The organism is Flaviflexus ciconiae (genome assembly GCF_003971195.1).
In the GTDB taxonomy this organism is placed as follows: domain Bacteria; phylum Actinomycetota; class Actinomycetes; order Actinomycetales; family Actinomycetaceae; genus Flaviflexus; species Flaviflexus ciconiae.
In genome coordinates, this window is the sequence record NZ_CP034593.1 from 1,377,535 (window position 1) to 1,393,760 (window position 16,226).

The following is a 16,226-nucleotide window of genomic DNA, read 5'->3' on the forward strand; positions in this document are numbered from 1 at the left end:
GAAAGCCCGTGACCTAAGCCCCAGGGGCGTTAGGAATTCGAGCCATTTTCCGCTTCGGTTTGTGTTCCTTCGTGGGCGTTCGCTTCCTGCTCTGCTTCCCACTGTGCTTGTTCGACACGGCGGACCTCGCGTTCGCGGTCGAGCTTGGAACCCCAGTAGATCGAGGCAACCCACAGTGCCAGGAAGGTTATCCCCACTACGAGCGAGACCGGCATCCAGATCCCCATCGCGAGAACGACGGCCTGGGCGATAGAGCCGAGCACGAGGCCGACGTTCGGGGATTTCCTGATAGCGATGGCTGCGATCAGGCAGAAGGCCATGCCGACGCCGGTCACGGTCCAGATGACACCGGGGCTGGCGAGGCGCAGGCCAATGGCAGCGACGCCGCCAAACAGTACGACGAAGATCTCAAGAATCAGCATCGTGAGCGTGAACTGAGCGAGGGCCGACCCTTTGGGGATCGGTGCCGTCAGCGGATTACGTGCCATTAAATGCTCCTGGCCGCCTTTCCAAACAGCTCTCTGACCCGGGAAGCCAGCTCAATGGAGCCGATGGTGAGGACCGCAGGTGCTGTCATCTCTTCCTTGTTGAGCGATTCGGCAAGCGATGCTGCCATGTCGACCGCTTCCAGCAGGTCGTATTCCTCGCGCACCCGTTCTTCCCCGAAGACATCTTCGGCGATTTCGCGAGCATCCTCGATGGGAAGCGCACGCGGGTTCGACAGGTTGGTGACAACGATGGCGTCAAGCACGGGTTCCAGGACTCCGAGCATCTGCTCGACCTCCTTGTCCGCCATAGCAGCAAACACGCCAACGATCGGGCCGTGGAACGTTTCCTTCATGGCGCCGGCTGCGGCTTCCACGCCTGATGGGTTGTGCCCACCGTCCACGACGACCGTCGGGGAGTTACGGACAACCTCGAGCCGGCCCGGCGAGGAGGCCGCCATGAGGGCGTGCTCGAGGACGGTGCCGTCGAGGGCCCCTCCCCCGAAGAACGCCTCAACCGCGGCGATTGCAAGAAGGCCGTTGCGGGCCTGGTGGCGGCCCAGCAGGTTGAAGGGGATCTCCTGGTAGGTGGCCGCCGGGGTTTGAATGGAGATCATCTGACCACCGACACCCGGGGTGCGGTCCAGCAGGAGCAGGTCCTTCGCTTCGATTTCCAGGTGTGCGCGATGGGAAGTGACGGCTTCCGCAAGGATCGGTAGCACGTCGGGGTGCTGGATTGCGGAGATAACGGTGGCACCGTCCTTGATGATTCCAACCTTTTCCCGTGCCGCCTCTTCGCGCGTGGGGCCAAGGAACTTCGAGTGGTCGACATCAATTGTCGTCAGTACTGCGACATCGGCATCGATCACGTTCGTCGCATCCCACCTGCCTCCCATGCCGACCTCAACAACGGCCACGTCAACCGGTGCGTCGGCGAAGGCGGCGTAGGCAAGAACCGTGTACACCTCGAAGGTGGACATGGGAGGGCCGCCTGCGGCGGCCGAGGCCCGGTCAACGAGGGTGATGGCGGGCCGGATTTGGTCCCACGCATCGACCCAGTCCTGGCGAGACAAGATCTCCCCATCGATCGTCACTCGTTCCCTCATGGTGTGCATGTGGGGCGACGTGTAGCGGCCCACCCGCAGGCCCTTCTCCGCGAGCAGGGCTGCGATCATCCGGGATGTCGAGGTTTTGCCGTTCGTTCCGGTGATGTGGATCGACCGGTAGGAGTTTTGGGGGTTACCGAGAATGTCGAGGCAGTCGACGACCCGCTGGGTCGAGGGCTGCACGTCGTGTTCGGGGGCACGGGCAAGAAGCTCGACGGCAATTTCCGCCATCCGCTCCTCCATGCCACTCTCCTGCGCAAGCTCGAGCGTCGGGTCGGGCTCGGCAATGACTTCGGCAATAATGTCGGAGTCGCCGAGGAGGCCCGAGGCCGCGATCTGCTGGACCGCTTCCTCGTATTCCTTCTGGGCCTGCTTTTCGGCTTCGATCGCCTTACTGTCGGTCAGTCCCAGGTCCTCGCGGTCCTCAGGATTGGGTGTTGTCACGCAATCTTCTCCGTAGTAATTGACAGCTCACCCTCGGTGAGATCGACCTCGAGGGCAAGCGTCTCGGCCTTGATCAGCTCGAGATTTGCCTCGACGGCAGCGATGTCCGCGGCCGGGACAATGAGGGTGAGTGTGATGCGGTCGGCGACATGGAGGTCGCTGGCCTTGCGGGTGTCCTGGATCTGACGGATTAGGTCGCGAGCATAGCCTTCGGCCAGCAGTTCCTCATCGAGTTCGGTGTCGAGAACAACGAACGATCCGGAGTCAAGCACGGTTGCCACGTCGCCATCCTTCGCGTTGACCACCGTCGTCAGGGTGAACTGGCCGGGCTCCAAGGTCACGGGCTCGTCCAATTCCATGACGACGTTCTCGCCGTCCTTGTGCCAAGCACCGGACTTCGCTGCCTTGAACAGTGCCGAGGTGAGCTTACGGAGATCACCGGGGAGCTCACGCGGCTGCACGGCAAGGGTTTCGTTCACTTCAAGGCCGGATTCGGCCGCATTCGTGAAGGTCACGTTCTTGACGTTGACCTCGTGGGCGATCAAATCGGCGAACGGCGACAGGTCCAGGTTGGTGACGCATTCGAGGCCTCGCAGCGGCTGGCGCACGCGAAGCTTCTCGGCCTTGCGGAGCGAGTGGGCGGCGGAGACCACGGCCCGGACTTCGTTCATGACCTCGACGAGTTCGTCGTTGTCCCAGGCCGCGGGCGGGGTCGGCCAGTCGGTCAGGTGCACGGAGCGGCCTCCGGTGAGTCCGCGCCAGACTTCTTCCGCAACGAGCGGTGCGAGAGGGGCAATGACCTTGGAAAGGGTTTCGAGGGCCGTGTAGAGGCTGTCGAAAGCACCTTCCTCTTCGTTCCAGAAACGGTCGCGGGAGGTGCGGACGTACCAGTTGGTCAGCAGGTCAAGGAACTGGCGGACCCGCTCGGTAGCGTTCGCGATCTCGTAGGATTCGAGGTCGGCACGGACGCCTTCGGCAAGCTTCTTAGTGGAGGCCAGCAGGTAGCGGTCCATGACATCTAGGTTCGTGGGGTCTTCGACGAGCTTCGCTTCGTAGCCCGCGCCCTTATTGCAGGTGCCGGCGTAGAGGGAGAAGAAGTAGTACGTGTTCCACAGGGGCAGGAGCACCTGACGGACCGTGTCGCGCAGGCCCTGCTCGGTGACGATGAGGTTGCCGCCACGGACGATTGGGGAGGCCATGAGGTACCAGCGCATCGCGTCCGCGCCGACCTCGTCGAACATTTCGTAGACGTCCGGGTAGTTGCGGAGCGACTTACTCATCTTCTGACCGTCGTTACCGAGGACAATGCCGTGGGAAACCGAGGTGCGGAAGGACGGCTTGTCGAACAGTGCGGTGGCGAGCACGTGAAGGGTGTAGAACCAGCCGCGGGTCTGACCGATGTACTCGACAATGAAGTCACCCGGGTAGTGGTTCTCAAACCATTCCGCGTTCTCGAATGGGTAGTGGACCTGAGCGAACGGCATCGAACCCGAGTCGAACCAAACGTCAAGAACATCCGGGATACGCTTCATGGTTGAATTGCCGGTCGGGTCGTCCGGGTTCGGCCGCGTCAGGTCATCGATGTAGGGGCGGTGGAGATCCACTTCACCCTTCTCGTTCATCGGCAACCGACCGAAGTCCGCCTCCAGCTCAGCCAGTGACCCGTACACGTCGGTGCGCGGGTACTCGGGGTTGTCCGACACCCAGACGGGGATGGGGCTACCCCAGTAGCGGTTGCGGGAAATCGACCAGTCGCGAGCGCCAGCCAGCCAGTTACCGAACTGGCCGTGCTTGATGTGCTCGGGAACCCACGTGATGTCCTCGTTCAACTCGACCATGCGGTCACGGAAGTCCGTAACCCGAACAAACCAGGAGGTAACCGCCTTGTAGATAAGGGGTTCGCGGCAGCGCCAGCAGTGCGGGTAGGAGTGCACATAAGAGGCCTGGCGGACCAGGACCGGGCGGTCGTTACCGCGTCCGGCCATGGGACCCGTGCCGTCGCGCAGGTCGCGGATGATTGGCATGTTCGCCTCGAACACCTGCATGCCCTCGTAGTCGCTCACCTCGGAGGTGAACACCCCACCAGCGTCGACCGGGACAACGGTCTGGATGCCAACCGCGCCGGCTACAGCCATGTCGTCCTCACCGAAGGCGGGAGCGATGTGCACGAGGCCCGTACCATCCTCGGTGGTGACGTAGTCACCGGTGATGATCTGGAAAGCATTCGGGCCGGGCGCAACGGAGTCGTCGCGTCCCTGGAAGTAGGTGAAGATCGGGGCGTACTTACGGCCTGCGAGATCGCGACCCACGATCGTGTCAACAACCTCGGCGTCCTCGCCAAGTTCCTTCTCGTAGGCAGACACGAGGTCGGCAGCAAGAATAACCTTCTCGCCGGCTAGATCGCCGGTGACGGGTGCGACAACCGAGTAGTTGACGTCCGGGTGGACAGCGATCGCGAGGTTTGAGGGCAGGGTCCACGGGGTCGTGGTCCAGATCAGTGCCAGTTCGCCGGTTTCGAGGCGAACACCGACGGTGACGGTCTGGTCCTGACGGTCCTTGTAGACGTCGTCATCCATTTTCAGTTCGTGGTTCGACAGCGGCGTCTGGTCGTTCCAGCAGTAGGGCAGCACGCGGTAGCCCTCATAGGCGAGTCCCTTGTCATACAGCTTCTTGAAAGCCCAGATCACGGACTCGACGTACGGGGTTTCGAGGGTCTTGTAATCGTTTTCGAAGTCGACCCAGCGGGCCTGGCGAGAAACGTACTCTTCCCATTCCTTCGTGTACTTCAGAACAGAGGAACGACATTCGGCATTGAACTTGTCAATCCCCATCTCCTCAATCTGGTCCTTCGTTTCGATTCCGAGGAGGCGCTGTGCCTCAAGCTCGGCAGGAAGGCCGTGAGTGTCCCAACCGAAGCGACGTTCAACGCGCCTACCGATCTGGGTTTGGAACCTACCTACAAGGTCCTTGATGTAGCCGGTCAGCAGGTGACCGTAGTGGGGCAGGCCATTCGCAAAAGGAGGACCGTCGTAGAACACGAACTCGTTGGAGCCGTTCTCCCCCGGGTCACGATTATCAATGGAAGCCTGGAATGTGCCGTCCTGCTTCCAGTAGTCGAGAATGTTCTCTTCGAGCTTGGGGAAATTGGGGGACGCCACGACCTCACCATCGCGGTGGAGCGGGTAGCGTAAGGACTTGTCAGCCATCTGGACAGTATCTCCTCGTTGACCTGCGCCGGGACGAGCGAATCGGTTTTGATCCTCCCGCGGTACCACCCCGCTTGCCGCATGCGGCCGCTTCATTAGGAGACGATGACGGGTCCAACCGTCCGGTTCTACTAAGCAGAGCAAAAACTCTTGCCGTTCTTCCGGATGCTCGCCGGTGATATCCCCTCCCGGGGCCGGGTCATAGCAATCAGTAGCTTACATCGATCGGAACGCAAATCACCACATTCCTATTCCACGACCAGCTCACAAAAAGCATTCCGCGACCTCGTCACCACGAGAATTAGACGCCCCCTCCCAATCGGGAATTCCACGACCTCTCACAAAACGAAGACGTGACATCGGTGGACGAGGGGAATGGCGGCGGGAAACGGTTGGGCGCCCTGAACTCTGCAGGACGCCGCAACTATTAACGGCTCTCCGGCATGCCCTGCTCAGGAGTATTGCCTTCACCATCGGACAAATTATCGCCGTTGGTAGCAGACGTGACACCGGTACGTGCTGAACTACTGGTACTTGACGAACCACTGTCTTCCGCTGAGGCCTTGGGGGCCCCCGAACCATCTGCCGGCAGGAGCTTGAGTCCGACGATGGCGGCGATGATGCCAATGAGGAACAGGATCTTGAGGAAGCTTGCCTGCTCGGTTCCGGTGATGAGTGCGTAGGCCACGGTGAGGGCAGCACCCGTTCCGGTCCACACCGCGTAGGCGGTGCCGAGCGGGATCTCTTTCATTGCCCGGGCAAGGCCAAGCATGGAGATCGTCATCGCGACCGCGAAAATGATTGTTGGGACCGGTTCAGTAAAACCGTTGGATTCTCCAAGCGCGGTTGCCCAGATGGCTTCAAAAACTGCGGAGATTAAAAGAATTGTCCACGCCATGTCAGCTCACCGCCTTCAGTCCGGCAACGCAGCCAATAAGCAGAACAAGCAGACCAACCCGTGCGAGCGTCGCCTTCTCGATTCCGCGATACATGGAATAGATAACAGTGAGCGAGGCACCGATACCAACCCACACGGCATAGGCAGTTCCCGTGGGCAGGTCAATCATTGCCCATGCGAGGCCGATGACGCTGATGGGGGCCGTGACGAGAAAAAGGAGGGAGGGTTTGAGCTTCTTAAAGTTATCTGAAGCATCGAGGGCACCGGCCCAGACTGCTTCGAAAGCTCCCGAAAGGATAAGGACAAGCCAGGACATGACATCAACTCCATTGAGTCAGTCTTGTCGTGTGCGGGTACTGCTCCCTCGTCCGCGCGCCCGGTTTTGGCGCCGTCAGCACTCTAAAAGACCACCGAATTTCCTTCAATCTATGGTGATCACAGTCACCGGGTGACACAATTTGCTGGTGATCACAATCGCCCAAATAGCACTCCCTTCCTCGCCGGCACCGTCGCGGGCCATGAAGGAGTTCACCCGCGTCCTGGAACAGTCAGCTTTGCTAGTGGAAGGCGACACAGAATCGGTCTCCACCACCGAAATCCGAACGCTTCGATATCGGAACCAGTTCTCGTGGCGCAGCATTTGTTTGCTCGCTATCGACACAGGCCTCGGGCAGCGAATGGAATCTAACTACGGGCTCCCCCTCCTTGCTGGCTCGGCCGATGGGGTTGCCCGGTGGGATAAGGATTCCGATCAGCCGGTCTCGATCACGCCCGAGCAACCCTGGCCCGGCACCGTCATTGGAGCCGCCGAACTTAGCATTCCCCTGAAAGAAAACCTGGACTCCGCGTACGTCTTCCTCCACGCCCTGCCCGGACACGAAGACGCACTCGCACATCTCTGGGAGACAGCACAGAATATTTTTCGTACGGAGAAACGGTCAAAGATCTCCTCCTACGTGGACCACAAGTTCGGCACCGACCACAGGGCCCCAAGCTCCGATGTGTCACTTGCATCCACCACTATCTCGGACTTCCTCATCTCCGCCGGTTTCGAACTCACCCAGACGGAGATCTGCAGCAGACTCAGCCTGCCTGCGGACGAAACGGTCCTAGCGCCCTTGAGGGAGGCAGCTATTGCCAAATCTGGTGACTACCGCCTGCTCTCCTGGACTGGTGGAACTCCGGAAGAGTACCTGGAAGACATGGTGGAAATGATGACGGCGTTCGAGATGGATATGCCGGTGGCGGGAATCGTTGAGGCCGAAGCGAACTACAGCGTGGAACGGCTCATCAAGAGCGAGCAGATGATGGCGACCCTTGGCACCACCTCCATCATCACCGCGGCCCAGCACATTCCCACCGGTCACCTAGCCGGATACACCCAGCTGGACTTTGAGCCCGGCAAGCACTCCGTTATCCAAGAAGACACCCTTGTCCTCAAAGAGCACCGCGGCAATCGCCTCGGCTACCTCATCAAAATTGACAACCTGGAACGCCTCCGCGAGCAGGCTCCCGAACGTACCTTCATTCAGACCTGGAACGCCGGGGAGAACGAATGGATGTGGGGCATTAATGAGCAGATGGGGTTCCGCCCGCACACGGCCGTTGGCCTGTGGCAGAGGAAAATCTAAGCCCAAGGCTCTTATCAGCTCGTGGGACGTCAAACCATTGCCCGGCGCAGGCCGAGAAAGACCGCCCGTTCAACGGTTTCTGCCACCCGTGCACTGACGAGAAGGTCACAGCGCTCACCTGTCAGAGGCGGGTACTATGCGGACAGTAAGGAGGCCCCTTTGTCCCATGATCATTCCCATGCGACTGCGACAACGAACCGCAATCGCCTGCTTGTTGCTTTTGGTGTAACCGCCACAATTCTTGTCGCCGAGGTTATTGGTGCCCTGTGGACCGGGAGCCTCTCGTTGCTCACGGATGCTGGGCACATGCTCACTGACACGGTCGGACTGTTCATGGCGCTGATCGCCACGCAGCTCACGTTGCGTCCTCCGGACAATCGCAGAACCTGGGGAATGCGAAGGGCAGAGGTTCTTGCCGCAGGCTTCCAGGCTTCTGTCCTGTTCATTGTCGGAGTGTTCGCCATCGTCGAGGGCATCCGGCGTCTTATCGAGCCATCCGAGGTCCACGGGACCGGTCTGCTGATCTTCGGCATTGTTGGCCTTGCCGGTAACCTCATTTCCCTTGCCGTGCTCTCGGGCGGTCGGAAATCAAACATCAACATGAGGGCCGCTTTCCTTGAGGTCATCAATGACGCTCTCGGTTCGGTCGCCGTCATCATCTCCGCCATCATCATTGCCACCACCGGGTGGGTGCGGGCAGATGCCATCGCAGGCATGATCATCGCCCTTCTCATCCTGCCCCGGGCAATCATCATCCTGAAGGAATCGGGAGCGATCCTTCTGGAATCAACCCCGGCAGGGCTGGACCTTGAAGAAGTACGCCAGCACATGCTGGAACTCCCCCACGTTATCGCGGTTCACGATCTTCACGCCTCCGAGATCTCATCCGGGTTCCCCACCCTGTCAGCACACGTTGTTCTCGACGATTCCTGTTTCCACGACAACCACGCACCCCAGATCCTTGACGCACTGCAAGCCTGCGTGAAAGAACACTTCCCGGTCAGTATCGAGCACACCACTTTCCAGCTCGAACCGGTCGGCCACACCGACCACGAATTCCACACCCACGACTGAGCCAGCCACACAGACATCCGTTTGAGCCCGCTCCACTTACGTCCAGCTTATTGATCGTCCGCGTCTGCTTTTCTGGTGCACCTCAGGTCCGCTGGTAAACATGCCGTTAAGCGGTTGGGAACAGTGACGGTATTACGCCACTTTCGGTGACCTTGTCACCGTTTCTTAACCATCTGGCAATGGGACACCCCCATAACTGTGGGCTGTCGGCAACCTCCGTTACATACGTTGAAATTGTGCGTATAGCAGTGTTTACCGAGGTATTTGCCCCCAAGGTCGACGGCATCGTTACTCGCCTGACCCATACAGTTAGAGAACTCTCCGAACTTGGCCATGATGTCGCCGTCATTGCCCCCGGCCCTGGCCCCAGGCAGCACAACGGGATTCCCGTATATCGGCTCCCGTCTGCTCGGTTTAAGCCCTGGTATCCCGAGGTTCGCGTGGGGATCCCCAGTTTCGCTGTGACCTCCCATGTCGCGAGGTTCAACCCCGACATCATTCACGCGGTCAACCCGATTGCGTCCGCAGCCTGGGGCATTCGCCTGGCTCGCACCATGAACCTGCCCTTGCTTGCCTCTTATCACACGGCTCTCCCCCAGTACACGGAAGACTTCGGCCTTCCCGTCCTGCGTAAGCCATCGGAGTTCTGGATCCGCAGGCTCCACAATCGTGCCGACGTTAACCTGTGCCCTTCCGTCCCGATGGTCGATGAGGCCCGCGCACTCGGCATTGAACGAGTAAGCCTGTGGCCCAAGGCTGTCGACACGGAACGGTACCGTCCCTCCAAACAGTCCGATGCTATGCGAGAGAGACTGACCGCCGGCAATCCGTCGGATCCCCTCATTCTTTATGTCGGCAGGCTCTCTGCCGAAAAGAACCTCCTGTCGCTACGCCCCGTTCTCGACAGGATCCCGAACGCCCGTCTCGCCTTTGTTGGCTCCGGCCCCTTCGAAGAAGAACTGACGAAGGCTTTCGCAGGAACGAAGACGGTCTTCACGGGTTACCTACACGGCGAGGATCTCGCCGCGGCTTTTGCTTCTTCCGATGTGTTTGCCTTCCCGTCGCTGACCGACACGCTCGGCAATGTCGCCTTCGAGGCCATGGCCTCCGGCACCCCCGTTGTTGGTGCCAACGCCGGTGGCATTCCCGATATTGTTCAGGACGGCATTAACGGTTTCCTCGTCAACCCGACCGATACGACCATGTTCGCGGACCGGATCACCCAGATTCTGTCCCGTCCCGACCTTCGCGCGGAGCTCACGGCAGGAGCCCTCTCCTCAGCCCGAGGCAAGTCGTGGCGCGCGGCAACTATGACCGTGGTCGACAACTATGCCAAGGCGGCCCTACGCTCCCATATCCGCCGCGGCAGCACCCTCCCCGCGGGCGTCGACGCACCCGTCGGAGCCACCCGCGTCAGCTAACCCAAAACAACTATCTAGAGCTTTGTGGCCACCCAAAACGGGTGGCCACAAACGTACCGAGCCTTCAAAGCTCACAAACCATTCTCAACTCACCGCCGATTTAGACGACGGGATTCACACGATGGGATTCGCACGACTGCTGGAGAATCCAGAAGGCCAGAATTTCGTGCGCTCAAGACGCCACGTTGTTCCTGCTTGACATTCACCTTTGCTATAGCGACTACGCACTCAGCTCTTAAGATCTCCAGCACCGCTGAGAGTCAGAACTCTCGTGTTCGCTTCAGCATCCTTTCGACGAGGTCCCGGTAGTCGCTCGTGTCGGTGGAGGCAAGGTAAGCGGATGCCATACGAAGTGGGTCTCCATGGAAGTAGTACTCGTAAAGTCCCTGGCGGCCTGCGAACGATGAGACCGCTGCATCGAAGCCCATGTTGAACAGGTGGACGCGGTCGCGCCCCGGCAGTGTTTTCGACTGGAGGTAACGGCTCGCATCGCCTGCAATCTCCCCCGACATGTCTGATTCGTACGGTAGGGCGGTAAGACCGGAGGCACCGAACTTCCGAATCGTTTCCGGCAGGGTCTGGAAATAGCGGGGGAACCACGTGCGGATGGCCGCAAGCGGTGCCATGTCTGGTTGGAAGAAGCCGTACTCGTTGATCTTGCCGTCGACCTCGGCAGCGCGGAGTGCTGATCTGCCCATCGTGGCCGCCATGATCGCCTGAGCAATGTCGTCCTGAATGTGGCCGTACCGGTCGATCCCGATTGTCTCCGCCATCTCCACCAGCAGGCCGGCAAAGAACTCGGTCTTCACGGTTGTTCTCGTCACCGATTGGTGAGCCATAAGGGCAGTGGCCCCGGTGTCGGTGAGCATAGCGTTGGACTTGGCGGGGTGGCCCAGAAGGAACACCCTGTCCCAGGGAACGAGCACATTGTCGAACACGCAGATTGCGTCGATCTCTTCGAACCGCGAAGCAAGCGGTTCATCAAACTCGCTATTCCCGTATGCGAGCGGGCGACGGGCCAACAGCCGTAGTCCTTCAATATCCGAGGGAACGGCAAAGGCAAAGGAGTAGGGCTTGTCATCAACCCCGGTACGCAGGACCGTCTGCGGCATCACCAGAATCTCGTTGGCAATCGGGGCGTTGGTCGCCACCATGCGGGCACCGGAGACCGTGATCCCACTGTCATCTTGGGCGACAACCCGCAGAGTCGTCTCTCCCCCGCCCTGCTCGGCGGCAGAGACTGCTCGGTTTGTTTGGGGTGAGCCAACGGTCGCGGTGAGGAGAACATCGGATTCCTTCGCCCACCGCACATAGTTCTCGATGTTGATGGCGAACTGTTCATCGGCTTCCGCAAACCAGTCCCGTGCCTGGCTGAGCGCGGTCAGAGCGGCGTTCAGGTAGTCCCCGGTCCGACCAAGCATGCCGCCCGAGTATTCGGCCCACTCCCTCGCCGCGCTTCTACGCCGGACCAGATCATCGGCAGATTTGGGCACAAGGAAGGACGTGGCGTAGCGGGAGCCGTTTTCCTCAAACGTGAGGACGTCCTGCTTCTCCCCTTCCTGCATGTCATACAGGTCGGCGTAGGAGCGGATCACTCCGGCAAACGCTGGGTGGTCAATGACGGAATCGACCTTCCCGTCCAGATAGACGGACGGGTTCATCTGCTTGAGGCTGTCAATATAGGAGGCGCCGTTGCGGGCTGGCATAGGTTTCCTTACATGAGGTGCTCGCGGCCGAGCACCGTCTCTGAGATTTCGGTAAAGCGAGAGCCGTTAAAGCCAAGCGGATCGCCCCGGCGTGAACCAAAGGACTGTATTTCCCCAAGGACAAGCGTGTGGTCGCCCCCGTCATAGTCCGCCCACGGCGTGCACTCAAACCAGGCAAGCGATCCATCAAGACGAGGCGCTATTTCCCCGTCCAGCCATCGCGGAGCATCATTAGGCCGACCAGCGAAGCTCATCGCCACTGCCTCTTGGGATGATCCGAGGACATTCACCGCAAAGGGGCGGTTCAACAAAAGATCATGTGAAGAAGTTGTCCGCTGGATGGAGACCAGTAGAAGAGCAGGATCAAACGAGACCGAGGTGTAGGAGTTCACGGTAATTCCCCGCCGCACACCCTCCGCTTCAAACGTCACCACGCACACGCCGGTCGGGAACCGCGAGAACGCAGTCCGGAGCCTTTGTAGGTCGGTGGTTGCGGGTAGCGGCCGCGGCTCACTCCGCTTCTCAAGCTGCTCGATGTACCTATCCATCGCTCCCCTTCATCTCATCCCGCACAGTCATTACGCACATTCAAAACGCACACCGTCCTCATACGCACAGTCCAAACACGCTCGGTTCAAATACCGGGACAGTCCAGACCCGCATAGCCACGGCAGCCACGTGTCCAAAACGTGCCAGTTCCACGAATCAGCCGTGTAGCTGGCGCACGTGTCTGCTGTGAGGAATTTGTCCTATATGTGTATATATGACAGTGCCTTGCCCCGGTCACCCGGGGCAAGGCCTGCGTGCTATGGGCGAACTACTTGCGTGCGACGACCGTGTTTGATGCTTGCGCGACGGGGCGGATCAGCATCGAGTCAATATTGACGTGGTCGGGTAGTTCGAGGGTCCACATGATGGCCTCGGCAATATCCTCGCCAAGCAGTGGCTCATCGACGCCCTCGTAGACTTCTTCCGCCTTTTCTTCGGAGCCGAGACGGTTGAGGGAGAACTCTTCGGTCTTGACCATGCCGGGGCCGATCTCGATGAGGCGGATCGGTTCACCAACCAGCTCGAGCCGCATCGTGTTTGGAAGCATCCGCTCCGCGTGCTTCGCAGCGGTGTAGCCGCCACCACCCGGGTAGGTGTCGTGGGCTGCGGTCGAGGTGAGGAACACGAAGGATCCCTTGCCGCGTTCACGGAAGATCGGGAGGATCGCCTGCGTAATCCGCAGGGTGCCCAGCACATTCATATCGTACATGGCCTGCCAGTCTTCGATCTTGCCGTCTTCAACCTTGTCGACGCCGCGAGCGCCGCCCGCGTTGTTGACGAGGGCGTCAATCCCAAACTCGCGGGCACGTTCGGCAAGCTTCGCGACGTCTTCGTCGACCGTGAGGTCGGCGGTGATCCATTCGCAACCGGTTTCTTCCGCGAGTGCCTTGAGGCGGTCTTCGCGGCGTGCCGTTGCCAGCACCTCCCATCCTGCGCTCCTCGCACGGCGGACTGTTGCTGCGCCGATTCCAGTAGATGCTCCAGTGACAAGAACTCGTTTGCTCATGCCACCAGTCTCCCCCTTCCTCCTCGGTTAGGCTAGTTCCATGATTGGTTTCCTTGGATCTGGCAACATGGCACGCGCGATTGTGGCGGGGCTCGTCGCAAACGACTACGACCCGAGCGACATTGTCGTTTCGTCTCGGGACCCACGCAACGCCGAGAAGCTGGCGCACGCCACGGGCGTGGACTTTGCGCAGTCAAATGAGGAACTGGTTTCCATGATCGGCTACGACGGAACGCTGGTTCTCGCGGTCAAGCCAAACATGATTCCCGGTGTTCTTGAACCGCTGTACGCCGATCTTGCGGAGACTTCGATTCTTGTGGTGTCGGTTGCCGCCGGCACGTCACTCGGGTTCCTGGAGTCTCATCTTCCCGATGGGCAGGCCGTCGTACGTGTGATGCCGAACGTTAACTCCCAGATCGGTGCTGGTATGAGCGGGATCTGCGGCAACGAGGCGGCAACCGAGGAGCAACTTGACTCGGTTTTTGCCATGTTCGATTCGATCGGTGAAGTAGCCCGTATTGCAGAAAAGGAATTCCCGGCATTCTCCGCTATCGCAGGTTGTTCACCGTCCTACACCTTCGGTTATATCGAGGCCCTGGCACGTGGCGCTGTCGCCAATGGAATCCCGAAGCATCAGGCTGTCCGCATCGCGGCCCAGGCCGTCTTGGGCTCAGCCCAAATGGTTCTTGAGAAGGCGGGCGAGGGGCTCACACCCGCTAATCTCCGTGACACGGTGAGCTCACCGGGCGGCACAACGATCGCTGGTGTTATTGCCATGGAAGATGCTGGGTTCTCGGCCTCCGTAGTACGCGGCGTCCAGGCCTCCATTGATCGGGACATCGCCATCCAGCGCGGCGAATAAAGTTGTTCCGGTTCAGAGGAACGAAACCGCTGGGGATGGTAATCCCCTGGGGTACATCCTGACCGAGAAGCGCTTCTACGATTTGTCGAGCACATCCAATGCCACAGCGCCACCGTCAAAGGTTTCGGGGAAGACGTCAGCACGGGTCGGATGGACTTCACCGTCAACGATCGGGAAAACCCCTTGTCCCGCCAGTGGCATTGACCAGACCTTCCCTTCCACTGTTCCGGGGCTGGACACATACTCTGACGCAACAATGACGTAGCTGTTTCCAGGAACCAGGTACTCCTCGTCTGACGCCTCACTCATGGTGCCAAACTGTGACTGGACAACGGTCAGTTCCGTTCCCACGAGCAACTTGTCACCCTTCAAGACGTCATCCACCTTGACGGTGAGGCTTTCCATTAAAAGACCAGGATCATCGGCATGATCCGCCTTCCCGTCTCGACCATAATCAACATACTCCGCGTCGACTGACACAACCGTAACAACCAGCGTTGCGTCATGTTGGTCTTGCACATCCTCAAAGGAGCTATAGATAACCGGAGCCACTTGGACGATCGGGTGGGACTCAATCGAGTCACCGTTTCCCAGCCACGACACCGCACCAGCTATCACAGCGGAAAGCCCGAAAACACTTATCACGCCAATCAATTTTCTATTCATTGCAGAACTCCGCTCCTAATATCTGGCGATAACGCCATTAATGTCGTTGGGCTGTGGAGTGGTCATAGAACAATCCGTCAGATAACCAATGTCAACCCGCATTATGCGACAACCGTAAGTGACATGGCCAAGCCCGTAGGCGTGCCCAAGCTCGTGAGTAGAGATTCGATCCTTCTGGGGGCCTGTGCGAGTATGAATGAGCGAGGAGTTCCATACGAAATTTACCTCATTGCCCGAGTAAGTCCCATCCGCGTCACAGGTGGCAGAAATCCATGCGTAGGCGTTTTGGTTCGGATACGAGTCGTCAGTGACGTTAACTTCTGGGTCCAGTGAGGTCGTAGACTCTGAGAAGTATCCGGGAGCCGAAGTGTTGTTCCATGAGCTGACCCCGTGCTTAGTAGCCCGTAGAAGCGAAGCGCTACTCACTGAGTAGAAGCGATAGGTTATCGGAGAAATTGAACCTTGGTCGTAGCGACAACCCGAAAAGGTGTAGGAATGCGCCACTGACGAAAAGGAAACCCCTAATAGACAACCGAGAATAAGCGCCAGCATAAGAGCAAGCGAGTGGCGGACAGTTAGTATTTTCTGCACCTGAATCCTTGACGGTTATTGATATCGCTTCCACCTCAGTTGACGGATGATATCGCTCGATAAGTAAAACCAATGAAATAGATTCAACAACGAATCTGTAAAATTATGTACGTTTCGTCTCTACAGAAGTGACGTAGAGCAAATGAGCCAGGCAATCGAGTATTCGAGTAAATCTGAGAGTTAACTCGACACTCAGATGGTCTCTAGACGGGACCAACGATCCATGTGCTCTAAATTACACCTACGCTCATTCCTAGTCAATGCTCAGTCCAGAATGATATCGCCTCGGTCACATTAGAGTCCCAGATTGGAGGCAAAGGGCGACGATCATCACCTTCCTAATCATCTTGCGACGTTTCGGCTCAACCCGTCATAGAATTAGGCCCGCTTATGTCCCACAAGGCCTAGGTCATCGCCCTGTAGGGTGTGGAAGTCCTTACAACTAGCACCTGTGGTGCACAACTGGACAATATCCCTCTAACTCAGGTTAGTTGTGAGTCAGTCTTCATGTCTTGGAAGATAGCTTCGGGATGACGATTGCGCTTGGTTTATCTGATGAGAAAGTCCGTGATTTCGGGTAC

13 protein-coding genes and 1 riboswitch are annotated in these 16,226 nt (G+C 59.0%); of the genes, 4 read left to right on the top strand and 9 right to left on the bottom strand.

Going from position 1 to position 16,226, the window contains the following annotated elements:
• Window positions 1-29: 29 nt before the first annotated feature.
• From EJ997_RS06115 to EJ997_RS06135, 5 genes are all read right to left on the bottom strand, one after another.
• A complete protein-coding gene (locus tag EJ997_RS06115; protein ID WP_126703780.1) occupies window positions 30-488 on the bottom strand; it encodes a DUF4233 domain-containing protein in 459 nt (152 codons plus the stop codon).
• Window positions 488-2,035 (bottom strand): bifunctional folylpolyglutamate synthase/dihydrofolate synthase, encoded by a 1,548-nt coding sequence (locus EJ997_RS06120; protein WP_228201605.1) that lies wholly within the window; start codon window positions 2,033-2,035, stop codon window positions 488-490. Before EJ997_RS06120 ends, EJ997_RS06115 begins: the two co-directional genes overlap by 1 nt.
• Complete coding sequence (gene ileS / locus EJ997_RS06125; protein ID WP_126703781.1) at window positions 2,032-5,241, bottom strand: isoleucine--tRNA ligase; 3,210 nt, start codon at window positions 5,239-5,241, stop codon at window positions 2,032-2,034. The genes EJ997_RS06120 and ileS overlap by 4 nt, the downstream gene beginning before the upstream one ends.
• 427 nt (window positions 5,242-5,668) lie before the next feature.
• A complete protein-coding gene (locus EJ997_RS06130; RefSeq protein WP_126703782.1) occupies window positions 5,669-6,139 on the bottom strand; it encodes a DMT family transporter in 471 nt (156 codons plus the stop codon).
• A 1-nt stretch (window position 6,140) separates the two neighbouring features.
• Window positions 6,141-6,455 (bottom strand): DMT family transporter, encoded by a 315-nt coding sequence (locus EJ997_RS06135; RefSeq protein ID WP_126703783.1) that lies wholly within the window; start codon window positions 6,453-6,455, stop codon window positions 6,141-6,143.
• Window positions 6,456-6,467: 12 nt separating this feature from the next.
• Window positions 6,468-6,532, bottom strand: a riboswitch (guanidine-III (ykkC-III) riboswitch).
• A 71-nt stretch (window positions 6,533-6,603) separates the two neighbouring features.
• Between EJ997_RS06135 and EJ997_RS06140 the strand changes: the two genes are divergently transcribed.
• From EJ997_RS06140 to EJ997_RS06150, 3 genes are all read left to right on the top strand, one after another.
• Window positions 6,604-7,770, top strand: coding sequence for a hypothetical protein (locus EJ997_RS06140; protein ID WP_126703784.1), 1,167 nt, complete (start codon window positions 6,604-6,606; stop codon window positions 7,768-7,770).
• Window positions 7,771-7,929: 159 nt separating this feature from the next.
• On the top strand, window positions 7,930-8,844 hold the full coding sequence (locus EJ997_RS06145) for a cation diffusion facilitator family transporter (RefSeq protein WP_126703785.1): 915 nt from the start codon (window positions 7,930-7,932) through the stop codon (window positions 8,842-8,844).
• Window positions 8,845-9,080: 236 nt separating this feature from the next.
• A complete protein-coding gene (locus tag EJ997_RS06150) occupies window positions 9,081-10,265 on the top strand; it encodes a glycosyltransferase (RefSeq protein WP_126703786.1) in 1,185 nt (394 codons plus the stop codon).
• A 260-nt stretch (window positions 10,266-10,525) separates the two neighbouring features.
• On the opposite strand, the gene hpaB is transcribed toward EJ997_RS06150, so the two are convergent.
• From hpaB to EJ997_RS06165, 3 genes are all read right to left on the bottom strand, one after another.
• On the bottom strand, window positions 10,526-11,971 hold the full coding sequence (hpaB, locus tag EJ997_RS06155) for a 4-hydroxyphenylacetate 3-monooxygenase, oxygenase component (RefSeq protein WP_126703787.1): 1,446 nt from the start codon (window positions 11,969-11,971) through the stop codon (window positions 10,526-10,528).
• 8 nt (window positions 11,972-11,979) lie between these two features.
• Entirely contained in the window at window positions 11,980-12,519 is a 540-nt protein-coding gene (locus EJ997_RS06160) for a flavin reductase family protein (protein ID WP_126703788.1), read from the bottom strand.
• A 269-nt stretch (window positions 12,520-12,788) separates the two neighbouring features.
• Window positions 12,789-13,526, bottom strand: coding sequence for an SDR family NAD(P)-dependent oxidoreductase (locus tag EJ997_RS06165; RefSeq protein ID WP_126703789.1), 738 nt, complete (start codon window positions 13,524-13,526; stop codon window positions 12,789-12,791).
• 40 nt (window positions 13,527-13,566) lie between these two features.
• On the opposite strand from EJ997_RS06165, the gene proC reads away from it, so the two are divergent.
• Window positions 13,567-14,388, top strand: coding sequence for a pyrroline-5-carboxylate reductase (gene proC, locus EJ997_RS06170; protein WP_126703790.1), 822 nt, complete (start codon window positions 13,567-13,569; stop codon window positions 14,386-14,388).
• Between the two features lie 75 nt (window positions 14,389-14,463).
• Here proC and EJ997_RS06175 read toward each other — a convergent pair whose 3' ends face one another.
• Window positions 14,464-15,054 carry a hypothetical protein gene (locus tag EJ997_RS06175; RefSeq protein WP_126703791.1) on the bottom strand — a complete coding sequence of 197 codons (591 nt, stop codon included), beginning with the start codon at window positions 15,052-15,054 and terminating at the stop codon, window positions 14,464-14,466.
• Window positions 15,055-16,226 lie beyond the last annotated feature (1,172 nt).

Bases quoted from the DNA above. Each gene is read 5' to 3' on its own strand.
- EJ997_RS06130 (WP_126703782.1), bottom strand. From the start codon at position 6,139: ATGGCGTGGACAATTCTTTTAATCTCCGCAGTTTTTGAAGCCATCTGG.
- EJ997_RS06175 (WP_126703791.1), bottom strand. From the start codon at position 15,054: ATGAATAGAAAATTGATTGGCGTGATAAGTGTTTTCGGGCTTTCCGCT.
- EJ997_RS06115 (WP_126703780.1), bottom strand. From the start codon at position 488: ATGGCACGTAATCCGCTGACGGCACCGATCCCCAAAGGGTCGGCCCTC.
- EJ997_RS06160 (WP_126703788.1), bottom strand. From the start codon at position 12,519: ATGGATAGGTACATCGAGCAGCTTGAGAAGCGGAGTGAGCCGCGGCCG.
- EJ997_RS06165 (WP_126703789.1), bottom strand. From the start codon at position 13,526: ATGAGCAAACGAGTTCTTGTCACTGGAGCATCTACTGGAATCGGCGCA.
- ileS (WP_126703781.1), bottom strand. From the start codon at position 5,241: ATGGCTGACAAGTCCTTACGCTACCCGCTCCACCGCGATGGTGAGGTC.
- EJ997_RS06135 (WP_126703783.1), bottom strand. From the start codon at position 6,455: ATGTCCTGGCTTGTCCTTATCCTTTCGGGAGCTTTCGAAGCAGTCTGG.
- proC (WP_126703790.1), top strand. From the start codon at position 13,567: ATGATTGGTTTCCTTGGATCTGGCAACATGGCACGCGCGATTGTGGCG.
- hpaB (WP_126703787.1), bottom strand. From the start codon at position 11,971: ATGCCAGCCCGCAACGGCGCCTCCTATATTGACAGCCTCAAGCAGATG.